Genomic DNA, 14,396 nt, shown 5'->3' with positions numbered 1-14,396 from the left:
TCAAGATGAATTCCTCTATTTCCACATTTTCTATTTGTAAATTTGGCGAATTATTCATTTACTTAATAGATAAAAGGCCTTCCTCATTTAATTTTGCTGTTACATGCTGGCGAATCTGCAAGATTTCATGGTGTTGCGAACCAATTTGAATCCATGTCCCGGGATATGCCTTTCCAATTTGTATGATTCCTCCTGCATTTGTCTGAATACATGTTTTCACTCCTGCGGGCGATCCCGTTTCATCCAATTCTATATGTCTCCCCGCAATGACTTCCCCGCCACGACATACGCCTTTAATAGTAATATCTTGAAGCGCTGTAAGAGAACAATTATAGACTCCTTTTGAGCGGATATGGATATCTCCGTTACTGTACAAAATACTATTCAATGCGAAGGCCGCTTGTAATACAGATTCCGGACGAATTTCTTCACCGTAAATTTCAATTAATTGATTCGCTTTGTCGATCAAACTTCGTAAATAGAGAACATTCGTATGTTCCTCTCTAAGTGGGTCGACAAATAACTGATATAAACGCTCAGCTAAACCTAGCCATTCTTGATCCAATCTTCTCGTATGATTTTTCACTACTTGTATAAAGTGTCGATTCATGTCTGTAAACGCCGCGTATTTTTGCTCCAATAATAACTGAATGACTTGCTTCAATATAAATGGCGGCACCTCTTCGGGATTCTCACCACGTAATGCAAAGATTTGAACGAGTGCTGAGTCGATATTGCGTAAGTAGTCGAGAATTTCCTTCAAATCATTGATCATCATCGTAATAACCTTTTCCTGAATGCCTACTGTAACAGTGGATGAGAAAATACTCCCTTGAATGAATACAGACTTCGTTCCGCGAATGGAGGCCTTTGTGCAATTCTTCATAATCGTGATGAAGCCGGAAGCCGCAATGAACATGGAAGGATGCACACTCCCGCCAATCCATACATCTCCTTCAAAATGAATATTGCCACTTTCCAAGCTGACATCTGCAGCATGCCGATATTCTCGATTCACATAAATCTTTGCGAGTTTACTGCGCCACTCAATAACGGGTCTTCCATCAATTTTCGCATAGAGCTTATGCAGTATACTATCTACAGTAGGACCTGGACGGACGATCACGTCTTTAGGTGGTTTCACTTTATACGTTACGCCTAGTACATTTATGCCGTTGACCCCTTGTACCGCTGGGATATACGTAGCTATCAGCTGACCCGCTTTCACGGTCGGAATAAAGTTATGCTCGCGGAAATCAATAGGAGCATCATCATCACCTTCTGGCTTTTTGAAATTCAAATGAATGTCCAAACGTGCATCTTGACTTTCAATAGGAAGAATTCCTCGAGCAACGACAAATTCTGAGAACTCAAGTGTATTTACAGCTTGCTGAATACCATTCATAGATATGTAGGAAGAATCAATCCCCATACGATGCAGTTCTTCCATTAGCGAATCTATCGTCAACTCGTTGAAAACATGTACTTTTTCATTTGCTTGGATTTTGAGAGCTTGTTTCCAAGGCGTATTCTGCACTGTACGCGTGATTCTTTTTCCAGGCGTCACTAAAGCAGTCGCAATCATCTGATCATCACTCAGTTGAATGACGAGTTGAGTATTCACTTCTTCGGTAATTGCCTCACACTCTACACGATCTGTCGGCTCTAAGATCGTCCGTCCTGTACATTCGATTCCGTTGATCAGCAGTTCGACGCCAGGCGTAGGCACAATAATCGGATAGGCTTGCTTACCAAATCGAACTTCCAATTGTCCATCATGAATACGGACACCCGCAGGAATTTCTTCTGATTCTTCTTGTATGCTATTCGTTTTTTCTCTTTCAGTAATTGTTACTTCTGCTAACACTCTTTTGAGTCCGAACATTGAGGTACCCGCGGGTCTTTTTACATGGATGTGAACGTCATCTATTGTCAATTGCAGAATTTCAAGCGCATCTTTGATCGCCTCTCCTACCGTTTCAGCTTGTGTTGTAATGGATCTGGTCATATTTGCACCCCCATCTATATAGCCCTTTATCTTCATGTATAGTATAGCATAAAACAGATTCCTTTTAACTATTCTCCAAGACTATTCAGAGCTTTCTAATAACCTCTATTACGAAATCTCCGTTCGCTTCCTTCATATTCATTATCTGATAAACTATGTACGAGAAAGAGGTGGTACTAGTGGATAGCAAAGATCCGTACCAAGAAGATTTGGACGATGATGAGCTGCAAGATCTCGTACTCGAAGCACAACGGGAAGCTTTAGAGAAAGCAGCAGCCGAAAAAAATGTCCGCCGCACCTATCGTCCTTTTCCTAAGTGGATGTTTTGGATTATGGCAACTACGTTAGCACTCAGTACGTTCGCTATCGTTTTTCAGATATATTCCATTCCAGCATTGGAGTTTCTAAAAGCATCTTCAGAGTTATCTTCCGATCCACAAATAGCAGAATTTAAAGAGTCGGTAGTTGTCGTAGCCACAGAAAATACGAAAGGTACAGGCTTTTCCATTAATGAACAAGGTACCATACTAACGAATTTTCATGTAGTAGAAGGAAATGAATCGATGATCGTCTCTTTCCCGGAAGGCGACCGATTTACCGCAGATGTCACACACGTGTTTCCAGACATCGATCTAGCAGTACTCGAGGTCAACGGAACGGATCTTCCTCACTTAACTCTAGCGGAGAAAACGACTTTTTACGATCATGAGCCCATTACGTTTATTGGAAATCCATTGAGTTTTTCAGGAATAGCGAATAATGGTCACACGATTGACTACATACAGCTAACAGATTGGGACATTCCTGTTGTGATGATCAAGGCTCCTGTTTATAGAGGGAATAGTGGGAGTCCTGTTATTAATAAAGAAGGCAAAGTGATTGGCATTGTCTTTGCTACATTGGATGAGGAAACGCATGGTAAGGTAGGGTTGTTCATTCCTGTAGATGCTTATTACGAGGCAATGGCTAAGGAAAAAAGTATGTGACAGAGAACGGCTCGGGAGTTACATCTTTCTAATCTGTATGTATACACAACAAAACCGGTCAAAGGAGTCATCTCCTTTAACCGGTTTATTTACTGTCTTACTTTTTAGCAACTAGCAATAATTTACCTTTGTCTAGTTCACTTTCGCCTTCTTCAGCTTCTGTTTTTGAAAGGCCGATCGCTTGCATCTGTGCGCGCAATGTATCGCCGCGAGAGGTGAACATGTTCTTCATTGTATTGAGGAAGCCCATCTCTGCCATACCTACTTGTTCTGAATCCAGGGCGTCTGAAATTTTGTCTTCACGATCTTCACTATGTGCGAAAACATAAATCTCATCATGCGTGTAGCCTTGCCCTACCAATTCTTCAATCTTCTTTTTAGCTTGTACTGCGTTCTCTAGGAAAAACTTATCCATTTATTATTACCTCCATTATATATTTGTTTTCTGCTCTATTCATCTATACCTATTCTTAGCTATTATTAAACAATAACGATGAATTTCACATCCTTCGAACCATTATCTTGTTTTAAACTGATAGAAATTACATAATTCCTAACTTGAAAAACAAAGCAATAGTCAGAATATGCTATACTTTCTTTATAACACAGCAAAAACAGGGGGTTATTTCATTGTCAACAGAACGCATTGAAGCAGGTTTAGAGAAGATTAAGGAGTATGTAAGTGAGGAAGAAGCCGAACGCCTGATGACGGCCGACGCATTAAAAGAATTGGCGCCAGATTTACGGAAATACATAGTGGAGTTCGCGTATGGTGAGATTTATTCGCGACCGGGGCTTGATAGTAAACAAAGACAATTAGTGACACTCTCTTCACTTGTCACGCAAGGAGCGACTACACAAATAAAAACGCATATAAAGCGTGCAGTAACAGTCGGTTTTACTAAAACAGAAATCGTGGAGAGCATGATGCAACTCATTCCTTACGTCGGATTTCCACGTGTACAAACCGCGTTGACTGTAGCTAAAGAAGTTTTCGAACAAGAAAAATGACAGGAAAATCCGGCCAAGAGATATCTCTGGGCCGGATTTTCTTCTTACCATCTAAAGATGGCAGCTGCCCCTGTTCCAACAGGCATCCGTTCTTTTGGAAGAACCACTACTTCGCCTCCGGTTTTAAAGACGGTTTCTGCTAAGTCATCCAGTACATCGTCCACTGCAGATCCCTCCAGATTTTCCGTCTGAATTTCTCCTGTTTCTAGGTTGATTCTACCTGGATATTGATAATCGTCTTCCAATATGAGTCGTCTGATTCGGTCTTCACTTGCCGCTTTAGCAATTTCTTCAATGTTTTCGGAAGCTTGGTCGCTCACTTTAGCATTTTCAAAATTTTCCACTAAGTCTTTTGTTTTCTGTAAATACGTGGGTTCTACTAATTCCCACGCCATTTTACGTAACTGTTCAAGACTTAAGGCATCAAAGTCGGACTTAATTCCATCGGCTTGCAAGTATGGATTATGACTTAACTCTTTGAACTGCGTCTGGTATTCTGAAAGTGTTACTAGATATAGAGGGATCTCCATCGGCTTAGAGTAATTCTCTGCAACCGTTCGATCTACGTATCGGAAATAACGCTCAATATCGATATCAATTTCATCTTTTTTACCACCATGTCCATGCAACATCGCCGTTCCAGCAGCGCCACCTGTGTTACCAGCGCCCAAATGCGATTCGGTCACTTGATCTCCAATCGCTTCATTTTTGGTTTTCGCTAATTCCTCAGGGATTTCTACTTCCTCTACACCATATCGATTCCCTTCAAAAAGTTTGAATTCTTGTCTGTTCACACCAAGCAGATGATAACGATCAGCAGATTGGAATACGCGAATAAGCGGTTTGATATGGAAACTGTCCGACACAATCGCCAATTCAGGTACAGGACGTTGCAGTCGATAGGCAATGATGCGATCTTTCGTTGCGAATAATGCGAGTCCATCTCCTGCATGTGCCCAGAAAGGACGCTCGCCTTCTAGTTTCTCAAGAGGAGCCAATAGACTCTTCACTTCATTCACTGCATGTTTTTTCGACAACTCTTGATTTACTTTCTGTAATAAGTTTTTAAATCTGATCGGGTCTTGTTGATTTTCAGGTCGATACCGGTGGGTCGGTTGATAAATGGAGATGCATGTCTCCGCTTGCTCCTTCAAAAACTCATGAGGAAATTCGTTTACAATCTCTACGTTCATCCTAATCCCTCCAATATAAATTTTCCTGCATACAACAGGCTCTATTCAACTTGTTCCCTATTCACTTATTTATAAACTTTACGATTCCGATAGTGTAGAAGCTTATTGACAAACAACTGTAACTCATGTATAGTTATTGATTGGGATTGATAACAGATCTGACATAAAAAAGGCGTTCTGCAGATGTTTATTCGGAACACTTATTCATCACTGGCGCGACTATAGGGTCGCAAGGACGCAAAAGTAGGTAGGGTTTGCGTTGCTTAAGGGAAACAACCAGTAGAACACGACCGCGGCAAAAGAGGTCCAATCAGAATCTACATGCTATATAAATCAACACATATAATCGTTGTCAAACGTAACATTTATTATCCTATATAAAAAGCGAGCTCCCCAATAGGGGACGCTCGCTTTTTTCAATTTAGATCGCTTCAAATGCTTGATCCAAGTCTGCCATGATATCTTCCATATGCTCTAGCCCTACAGATAAGCGTAGTAACGTATCAGACACACCCATCTTCTCACGGTCTTCTTTCGGCACAGCAGAGTGTGTCATCGTCGCTGGATGTTGCATTAGCGTCTCTGCATCTCCTAAACTCACTGCTAACTTGACGAGCGATAAATGATTCAGCAACTTCTGCGCCTCTTCTTTTCCGCCTTTGATTGTAAAGGAAATCAATCCGCCACCCATTTTCATCTGCTTCTTCGCAATCTCATACTGCGGATGCTGATCGTCAAATGGATAGAATACTTCTTCTACTTTCGGATGCTTCTGTAAATACTCAAAGATAATTTCGGCATTGGCTGAATGACGTTCCATTCGGATAGGTAATGTCTTAATACCGCGTAACAATAGCCACGCATCGAATGGCGAAATGATACCACCGAAGTCTTTTAACACGGTCCCACGGAGTTTTGCCATCTCGTCTGCATCTTTACCGACGAGCAACCCTGCGATCACATCACCGTGTCCATTAATGTATTTCGTTGCGCTATGAAGTACATAGTCTACACCGAATGTTAAAGGTGTTTGTATGTAAGGAGAGCAGAAAGTATTATCCACTACTACTTTCAAGTTATGGCGCTTCGCTACATTAACTACCGCTTCAAGATCAACTAGCTCCATCGTCGGATTAATTGGCGACTCTATATATATACATGTAGTTTCTGGTTTCACAGCTTTTTCGATTTCTTGTTCCGTTTTCATGGAGATTAAATCATGCGTGATATTATACTTCTCTTCTAATATTTTTAAGAATCCGAATGTGCAACCATAAATCCCACGCGAACAAATCACATGGTCATTTGCTTTTGTCAAATGAACGAGCACCGCACTAACTGCGGCCATACCAGAAGCAAATGCAAGTCCTGCTGCGCCCTCTTCCATCTTGGCAATACGTTCTTCCAGCACAGCGACCGTCGGATTTCCTAAACGAGAATAAATATTTCCCGCTTCTTCACCAGCAAAACGTCGCTCTCCTTGTTCAGCCGAATCAAATACATAAGTTGAGGTTTGATACAGCGGCACAGATAAACTTCCTTGATGATCTTTACTGTCGTATCCTTCATGAATCACGGCCGTCTCTTTGTGCCAGTTGTTAGTGTTCTTCATGCTGATTCCTCCTTTTTATAGCTTATTCATATTATGATGAAAACGCTTTAGTCTAGTGTACATCGATTGTTTGCAAAACGAAAGAGCAATTACTTCAATCTATTTTAAATAGAATAAAGAAATCTATAACTAGTTAAGAAACGCTGATTTCCGTTCCAGGCGGGCGCTTTCCGCAGGCACGGCTTCAAGCCCGCGCTGTTCTAGCTGGAGTCACCGCCTGTAACGAAAATCTGCTAAGTGTTGCAGTACTAGGTAAATATCATTTTTAAAAACTGAAGTGATTTACTTTACTGCAACTTATAAAACTGAAATGCTTGACCAATAGTCAATAACTTGGTATGCTATGCTTTGTGTAAAATATTCGCAGCAGTTATGTGTTCTGTTTTGTCCAGTCTATTCCTTTTTTAAGGTGCACCACGTAACCTCGAGGCTGCAGGGGCGAAGTTGCAAGATTATAGAATGGCAGATGGATTGAACATATCTGGTCTTATTTTACAACAAAATAAAACCAACAGAGGAGGAGTCTCTCATGGCTCGATATACAGGTCCATCTTGGAAATTGTCACGCCGTTTAGGTATCTCACTAACAGGCACTGGTAAAGAAATTGAAAAGCGTCCATACGCACCAGGACAACACGGTCCAAACCAACGTAAAAAACTTTCCGAATACGGAATGCAATTACAGGAAAAACAAAAACTACGCTTTATGTACGGAGTAAACGAACGTCAATTCCGCACACTTTTCAACAAAGCTGGTAAAATGCAAGGTATTCACGGTGAAAACTTCATGATTCTTCTTGAAGCTCGCTTAGATAACGTTGTATACCGCATGGGTCTTGCACGCACTCGTCGTGCAGCTCGTCAGCTAGTCAACCACGGTCACATCTTGGTAGACGGCAAGCGCGTTGACATCCCTTCATTCGCAGTGAAAACTGGTTCTGAAATCTCTCTTCGTGAGAAATCTCAAAACTTGACTGCTATCGAAGAAGCACTAGAAGTGAACAACTTCGTTCCAGATTTCGTAACTTTTGATAAAGAGACGAAAAAAGGTACATTCGTACGCCTTCCAGAGCGCGGCGAATTAGCTGCTGAAATCAACGAAGCATTGATCGTTGAATTCTACTCTCGTTAATAAGTGTGCATTATTAAAAGCCTTAGAAACCTTGTTAAGTCAGGGTTTCGGGCTTTTTTTTGTTTATTTCAATTATGCAATTAACCCCATTAAAAAGCATGTATCTGGGGCTGATTTGGGGCTAGTTTGGGGCTAACAAATAACTTAGGCGGGCTATGGACAGAAGTGGATAAAAAAACATCTACTCAAAATTGAGGACATCTTTTATTGATATATGAACGAACATTCCAATTTGACCTTTCGTTAAACATCTACCCATATGACTGCTCAAGCTGCTACTCATTTTTGGGAAACAGCTATCGAAAGTCTCTGAACAACAGCTATCAAATAACGGACAATTCTGTCCTTCACTCCCACAACCACAAAAATACCCGTGACGGCTTTCTATGACATTCATGAATATCAGCTCTATTTACTCGCTTACCATCCCGTTTACGCTGTCCTGAGCAGTCAGGATGTTGGCAAAATAAAAGAACACGTGCTATATCTACTCTTCTGCCTCTCTTATCAGTCTTTCTAGCTGGGCCTTTTTTGATGCTATCTTAATATATCCATAGTAGTTGGAAATATTCCCCAACCCACTTGAAAAAGCCCTTAATACCCTGCTGGTTAATTTAGAAAGAGAAGTCGATTTTACTTTCACAATTCGGCTTGTCACATCACCACTCACTCCTTTATTTTCAGGCATAGAAAAAAGCGCTCATCATGCGAGCGCTTAAACATTATAATTTTATTTGATTTTCATATCTCAGAACTAGCATATCTTTAAGTGTTTTTTCTACGTCTTTTTGGACAGGTTCTTTCATACCACCTGTTTCAGGATCGTAATCATAGGCGTTCAACGAATTCTCTACATTTCTGATATCTAATTTAATATTTGTAGAGCCAACGTTAAAGCTCCAAAATGTCGAAAATTCATTAGACTCTTTTGTTGAAGAAACTTTAATGCTATTGCCGTTTTCTTTAAATTGTTGTTCTAGTTCTTTTGCTAATTTACTTAGAGTTTTATCAACCTTACTAATTAAATCCATTAAGTTACTCCTGGTAATTACTATTTTTGTAGTCCAGTCATTTTTAATTTCCAAAGTATCACCTCCCACTGACAATATTCGCTAAAATAATTGAATAACCTTTAATTTAATATTCATTATGTATAGTGCTTGTGGGAGTCATTCTAACGTATGCATTCTTTTACTCGAAGACATAAATCAGGTAATAAAAAAGAGGACAACAAATGACGCAGCGCAATGCTGCAATCAAATGTTGTCCTCTGGTTGGCCAGGGCGGACTTATTAAGTTAAATTAATGTATAATTGAGCAGTCAGTTCTAGTTGGAACCTTCTGAAGATACACATTAATTCCATATTTACATTCACTTCATTATTTTTTATAAATGGTATATTTTCGATAATATATCCCTTCCCTGTTCTGCTTTCAATTTCTCTGCAAATATTCTCTATTCTTATTAAGTGCCTTTCTTTCAGCCTTCCTTTGTTATGAATTATTGCATGTCTTAATTGTCGGTATATATTATATTGTAGGAAATAGTCTTCGATGTCTACGGATGCGCAACCATTGTTTTTCTTGTAATTCGGCATATATGACAATAAAACCATCGGAAGTTTATCCTCGGAAAAAGATATCTGGCTATCCAATCTTCTGTCTGTAATTTGCAAATCTTCATTCATTAAAAATAACTCGTAGACATCTTCTAGGAGGGCATCACAAATACTTACGCCTCGAATGAAATAATCTTCTGTGGCGCTTGTTTTTGTCTGAGTATCATAAACCCTGACTAACTGCTTCCCTCTATAAATCTTTGTTTGTTCTACACCTAGCTTGTACTTATACGGAATATTTCCCGTTGGGTCCACTTGTGTGTTATTTGGCTTTCCCTGATAATATTTTTTCGCGATTTCACTCGCATTTATTAACAATGAATAATTATCAAAGCTTTCCATCAACTCTTTTTCACTCTGGACTATCATACTAAATAATTTATCTTTCAAAACTCTTCCCCTTCTTCCCTCCGCATCCGCCAAACTTTACTCTGGTGCGTTACATTTTTATTTACGATGCTATAGTCATTCCCTCGCCTATGCAACCAATTCTGAAATTACCATAAAAAATTGTATGCAGTTCCATTATATCAATGTTCCACATGCCTTTACACAATAGATAGGGCAACCATTTATCAATACAAAAAACAGCTCACATCAAGGAGACTACCTTCCAATCTATCACCATTCTTAACTATATTAACGACAGCTAAATTCTGTTATTTTTTCTCACCCTGCGACGACCTTATAATCTACAGAATTTCATGACTTCGGTTCTTCAACCTTCTTGTTCTATGCATCATTGATTAACTAAAATGTTTTACATGTTCATTAATTGATTTATTTTCTACTTGATGCGCAATAAACTAAACATGCTATAATACAATAGTACCTCATAAATAAAGAAGGGGACGTTAAATCATGTATAGAGCGTTTGGCACAGTTGAGTATACGACCAATCAAGTTAGAACTTCATATCAAACAAAAAGTCACGACCGAATAGAAATTCTGGACATTCAAGAACAAAAAAGAGACTCCTCAATTCAATATAAAGTTATCTGCAAATTTGAAGTCTTTTTAAATGAAGATTCAACTTGTTTAATGAAAAGTGATTATGTTGGAAAGGTCCGCCCTTATTTAGATACAATCATACAATCTGGATTAATATTAAATATACAAATTCACAATCTTGAATATAAAAATATCTCATTAAAGCATATAACCGATTACCTTTATTAAATAGACTTTATAGCTTTTAACAGCATCCGTAATTATTCTATATTCATCCTGCTGTATTAATGAGAAAATCTACTTAACAACCAGACTACTTATTTATCATTATTTAACGATTAGCAAACAACCACCGTCACTGCCGTACACCCCAAGGAGCATGTTTCATATCCAGAAGCCGCTTCCTACGTTCAAGTAGCTCACTTACTTCATTTTTACAATGGTATTCATCGCGTTGCCGAAACCCACCCACATTCACAATCAAGAACCCACCGTTCCGATCAATCATCACATTATCTCGACTTAAACCATGATTCACCAAATCATACTCCCCAAACACCTCAGAAAACTCATGTATATCTCCCCGAAATTTCTCATAATCGATCTATTTTTCAAACCTGGGAATCCACGACCTGAAAAATAGATCGCTCCCATGAATTTGGTGCATAATGTACCATCTTCCGAAACTGCAATAATCGCATACTTTCGGAATGAATGGACGTCCTGCCAATTCTTTCAAAATGATTCCGTGATTCTGAAAGTGATGGCCAGTGCTTACTTTAAGAACTAATTCATCATCAATCACATACACTTTATAATCTGCTCCCCAATGCGATCTACTGTAATTGTGAAGGGTAGAAGACACCATACTTCGTTGTTAGCCTCTCTTTCTTCGTAATTGTGCCCTACATGCGTATAAAGCTCCTTTCCATTCAGCCATAAAGAAAGCAGCCCGTTGAAGCTAGTATAGATGTATGGACACAAGTTAGTTAACTCTCTATCCTAATAAATAGAGAGGACGTGTCCGGAATGAAACAAAAACGTTATAAACAGGAATTCAAACAAACAATCGTCGAACTCTACAGGTCTGGCACATCTGTGAGTGATCTCAGCCACGAATATGGTAATCTGAAGTAACAATCTATAAATGGATCAAAGCTCATTCCCCAATTGAAAACGGAGGCGATTTAACTCCTGCTGAAATTGCAGAGATTCAAAAGGAAACCTTCGCCTTCAATAGGAGGTCGAAATCCTAAAAAAGGCTATGACCATATTCGCGAAAAAGTGACCGACCAAGAGATTATCGTCCATATCGAACAGGAAAAGGAGAACCATCCGATTCAAGTTTTATGTGACGTGCTAGATATGCCAAGAAGTACATATTATCAATCCTTCCATAAAGTGAAATCAACACACGCAATGGAGAACCGTTTTGACGCTTACCAACTAAGTAACGACCAGACGATCCAATACGACCACCTTGCTCTTTACTGCCTTTTAATGAGATATGCGTGTGATTTAAGTGACTACCATAAGGATAAGGTTTCCATGGTCTGCCGCCTTCTTTATTTTCCGGCATAGAAAAAGCACCTCAGAAGAGATGCTTTCTGTTATTTAAAGTACGCTTCTATCACTTTCTCCGGAGCGTTAAATCGTTGATTGTTGTCATTCGTATAAACTACTTGTAAGTTGTCATAGCTAGATAACGTTCCTTTAATTTCATCAGTGTCGTTTTGTAACTCTTCTATCTTTTTACTCAGCAAGTCGTTTTTAACAGTTTTCCTTGGAGAACTATATTTAGTCGGACGAGTAATGACTTTAATTATGTCTACTTCTTCTGAATTGATTGATAATTTTAATGCGAAGCCTTCAGCGACGATAAGTACACCAATGCTCATTTTTTTGTATGCAGCATTGAAGCTACCTTCACCTTCAACAACATCCAAATCGCCTTTTTCCAGAAACACCTTGAGCATGTCATACAGATCACATATGGCTTTTTTCATTGCAGGACGAACTGTAGTTTCCAACTTTTCTTCTAATGCTTGCTCCAAGCTATCTAACTCTTCTTGCAAGTCTGCTAGATACTTGAAATTACTTATAGTATACATAGATATTCACCTCCCACTGACAATATTCGTCAAAGAAGGTGAATTTCCTCTTTTTATCGCTCGTACATATGTCGGCCGCCGTGTATCCATCAATTCGTATAGTTCCCACTCGCTCAGTTGCTCGTTTCTCTTTATCTATATCATTGCACCTTTTATCCTTCGATCTACTACAAGGATAGTAGAGGCTCTTTTTTAACCAAACGCTTCGATAAGTTCTACATTATTTTCACCCCAACTTTAACTCGAGGGTATAAATCAAGAAATAAAAAGTGGACAACACGGGACACAGCGCAATGTTGCAATCAAATGTTGTCCTCTGGTTGGCCAGGGCGGACTACTTCAATTTAAAAAACTTCTTCAAACTGTAATTTGGTATTAACAATTTTTTTATGGTTTCATTTATTTGCTTTTCTAACTGGTTAATTTCACTTACTAACCCCTCATATCGCGTTTCGTAAAGAGGATATTTAGTTTGGTCTTTGAATATCTTAATCATTGCTGATTGGTGATGAACAAAAAATTCTAAGGTAGGATAAAATTCATCGTCTGGATGCCAGTCTTCAGGTTTGTTATAAAGATCATCCACCATTTTTTTTAAGTCTACCAAAAAAATATCAGGATCGTGAATAAATTCTTCTATAAATTCCTCCCTACCAATATATAAAGCCTCTTTAAAACTTGCTGTATAACAAGCTATTTGGGTTTGTCCGCTAACAAGAATATAGCCAAGATTTCCTGTGAATAATTGATTAAATAAATCTGTCCTGTCTTTATATATAGGTTGGCAATGTTTGTCACATTCGTATATACTGCCCACCCTATAGGGATACTTATTTTTCCCTAATTCTTGATTAAGAATGTCACAAATAGTTTTTTCTACATAGGTATGCGATTCTCTCTTGTACCTATTGACCTTTATACATCTCTCAATAATATCTTCTATACATATTTGATTCTCTTTCTCTAACGCCGTGTATAAATAATTACTCTTTAACTCTTCAAGATACTTAAAGTTAAACATTTCAAAGCTATCACATTTAATATTTTTATTTTTATTAATTTCTTCAAGAATTGGTCCATAGCTATCTTTTACAAGAGATGATCGTTTACTATGATCCAATGAGCTTTTAGCTAGAAAAATCGCAAATATCCCTAAGATGGTTGGAATCCATTTATTAATATAATTCAAGAACTCTTCAAAAACTTTTACAGCGGATGGTAATTTAAAGTTGTACGTCACAGACTGCATACTTATTAATAAAATATATAGAACGACAATTAAAATAAATACAATCAAATAAAGGATTCTATTTTCTATTTTTCGTTCATTCAAAATTCTTCCTCTCTCCCCTCCGTATCCATCTGACTTTCCCTTGATGCGTCATATTCAAATAGTCCACACACTCCGTTGATCAGTAGCTCCACTATATCAATACTCGACATATCTTCCTAGTTGAAATGATTTTAATAGAGAGAAAATTAAACTTTCAGAGTATAAGGAAAAGGCAGCCTACATCAAGTAGGCTGCCTTCCAATCAATCATATACGTGATCTTTGCAATAAGTATTTCGACAATCACACTATCAATAGATTCAACTTATTTCCTTCATTCTCTACCGTTTAATAATTCCCCAACATTTCAGCAAAAGGATCTTTCACTTTGTTTGGTTTTGGTGCGACTATCCGCATCCTGCTATCAATGGTAAGTCCGATATTGCCAGCAACCGCTCTAACCATACGAGCCACTTCTGTCATAACAGTAAATTCGGGATT

13 protein-coding genes are annotated in these 14,396 nt (G+C 38.6%); 3 read left to right on the top strand and 10 right to left on the bottom strand.

Going from position 1 to position 14,396, the window contains the following annotated elements; genetic code table 11:
- Positions 1-58: 58 nt before the first annotated feature.
- Positions 59-2,008 (bottom strand): flagellar assembly protein A, encoded by a 1,950-nt coding sequence (locus tag CSV60_RS06685; RefSeq protein WP_158233161.1) that lies wholly within the window; start codon positions 2,006-2,008, stop codon positions 59-61.
- A 179-nt stretch (positions 2,009-2,187) separates the two neighbouring features.
- On the opposite strand from CSV60_RS06685, the gene CSV60_RS06680 reads away from it, so the two are divergent.
- Positions 2,188-2,994: a S1C family serine protease gene (locus tag CSV60_RS06680; protein ID WP_099636431.1), complete on the top strand. Its 807-nt coding sequence runs from the start codon at positions 2,188-2,190 to the stop codon at positions 2,992-2,994.
- A 97-nt stretch (positions 2,995-3,091) separates the two neighbouring features.
- Here the strand turns inward: CSV60_RS06680 and CSV60_RS06675 are convergent, their stop codons facing one another.
- On the bottom strand, positions 3,092-3,409 hold the full coding sequence (locus CSV60_RS06675; RefSeq protein ID WP_099629633.1) for a YflT domain-containing protein: 318 nt from the start codon (positions 3,407-3,409) through the stop codon (positions 3,092-3,094).
- A 215-nt stretch (positions 3,410-3,624) separates the two neighbouring features.
- Between CSV60_RS06675 and CSV60_RS06670 the strand changes: the two genes are divergently transcribed.
- Positions 3,625-4,005 carry a carboxymuconolactone decarboxylase family protein gene (locus CSV60_RS06670; RefSeq protein ID WP_199173094.1) on the top strand — a complete coding sequence of 127 codons (381 nt, stop codon included), beginning with the start codon at positions 3,625-3,627 and terminating at the stop codon, positions 4,003-4,005.
- Positions 4,006-4,049: 44 nt separating this feature from the next.
- On the opposite strand, the gene CSV60_RS06665 is transcribed toward CSV60_RS06670, so the two are convergent.
- Together CSV60_RS06665 and megL are read right to left on the bottom strand one after the other, a co-directional pair.
- Positions 4,050-5,198: a baeRF3 domain-containing protein gene (locus CSV60_RS06665; protein WP_099629632.1), complete on the bottom strand. Its 1,149-nt coding sequence runs from the start codon at positions 5,196-5,198 to the stop codon at positions 4,050-4,052.
- 421 nt (positions 5,199-5,619) lie between these two features.
- Positions 5,620-6,810 carry a methionine gamma-lyase gene (gene megL, locus CSV60_RS06660; RefSeq protein WP_099636430.1) on the bottom strand — a complete coding sequence of 397 codons (1,191 nt, stop codon included), beginning with the start codon at positions 6,808-6,810 and terminating at the stop codon, positions 5,620-5,622.
- A 529-nt stretch (positions 6,811-7,339) separates the two neighbouring features.
- Here megL and rpsD point away from each other — a divergent pair.
- Complete coding sequence (gene rpsD, locus CSV60_RS06655) at positions 7,340-7,942, top strand: 30S ribosomal protein S4 (protein WP_099629630.1); 603 nt, start codon at positions 7,340-7,342, stop codon at positions 7,940-7,942.
- A 722-nt stretch (positions 7,943-8,664) separates the two neighbouring features.
- On the opposite strand, the gene CSV60_RS06650 is transcribed toward rpsD, so the two are convergent.
- From CSV60_RS06650 to CSV60_RS06620, 6 genes are all read right to left on the bottom strand, one after another.
- Complete coding sequence (locus CSV60_RS06650; protein ID WP_099636429.1) at positions 8,665-9,027, bottom strand: hypothetical protein; 363 nt, start codon at positions 9,025-9,027, stop codon at positions 8,665-8,667.
- A gap of 207 nt (positions 9,028-9,234) precedes the next feature.
- Positions 9,235-9,951, bottom strand: a complete 717-nt coding sequence (locus CSV60_RS06645) for a hypothetical protein (RefSeq protein WP_099636428.1) — start codon at positions 9,949-9,951, stop codon at positions 9,235-9,237.
- Between the two features lie 916 nt (positions 9,952-10,867).
- A complete protein-coding gene (locus CSV60_RS06635; protein WP_099636426.1) occupies positions 10,868-11,050 on the bottom strand; it encodes a hypothetical protein in 183 nt (60 codons plus the stop codon).
- Positions 11,051-11,812: 762 nt separating this feature from the next.
- A complete protein-coding gene (locus tag CSV60_RS06630) occupies positions 11,813-12,091 on the bottom strand; it encodes a hypothetical protein (protein WP_099636425.1) in 279 nt (92 codons plus the stop codon).
- Positions 12,092-12,122: 31 nt separating this feature from the next.
- The gene (locus tag CSV60_RS06625; RefSeq protein ID WP_099636424.1) at positions 12,123-12,623 is read right to left on the bottom strand and encodes a hypothetical protein; all 501 of its coding nucleotides are present in this window, start codon (positions 12,621-12,623) and stop codon (positions 12,123-12,125) included.
- 334 nt (positions 12,624-12,957) lie between these two features.
- Positions 12,958-13,956, bottom strand: coding sequence for a hypothetical protein (locus tag CSV60_RS06620; RefSeq protein WP_099636423.1), 999 nt, complete (start codon positions 13,954-13,956; stop codon positions 12,958-12,960).
- Between the last annotated feature and the right edge of the window lie 440 nt (positions 13,957-14,396).

This window comes from Sporosarcina sp. P7, from assembly GCF_002743425.1.
Taxonomy (GTDB): domain Bacteria; phylum Bacillota; class Bacilli; order Bacillales_A; family Planococcaceae; genus Sporosarcina.
This window is presented reverse-complemented; position numbering and strand designations above follow the sequence as displayed.

Excerpts from the sequence above, each read along its gene's own strand:
- megL (WP_099636430.1), bottom strand. The coding sequence starts at position 6,810 with ATGAAGAACACTAACAACTGGCACAAAGAGACGGCCGTGATTCATGAA.
- rpsD (WP_099629630.1), top strand. The coding sequence starts at position 7,340 with ATGGCTCGATATACAGGTCCATCTTGGAAATTGTCACGCCGTTTAGGT.
- CSV60_RS06625 (WP_099636424.1), bottom strand. The coding sequence starts at position 12,623 with ATGTATACTATAAGTAATTTCAAGTATCTAGCAGACTTGCAAGAAGAG.
- CSV60_RS06630 (WP_099636425.1), bottom strand. The coding sequence starts at position 12,091 with ATGCCGGAAAATAAAGAAGGCGGCAGACCATGGAAACCTTATCCTTAT.
- CSV60_RS06675 (WP_099629633.1), bottom strand. The coding sequence starts at position 3,409 with ATGGATAAGTTTTTCCTAGAGAACGCAGTACAAGCTAAAAAGAAGATT.
- CSV60_RS06665 (WP_099629632.1), bottom strand. The coding sequence starts at position 5,198 with ATGAACGTAGAGATTGTAAACGAATTTCCTCATGAGTTTTTGAAGGAG.
- CSV60_RS06685 (WP_158233161.1), bottom strand. The coding sequence starts at position 2,008 with ATGACCAGATCCATTACAACACAAGCTGAAACGGTAGGAGAGGCGATC.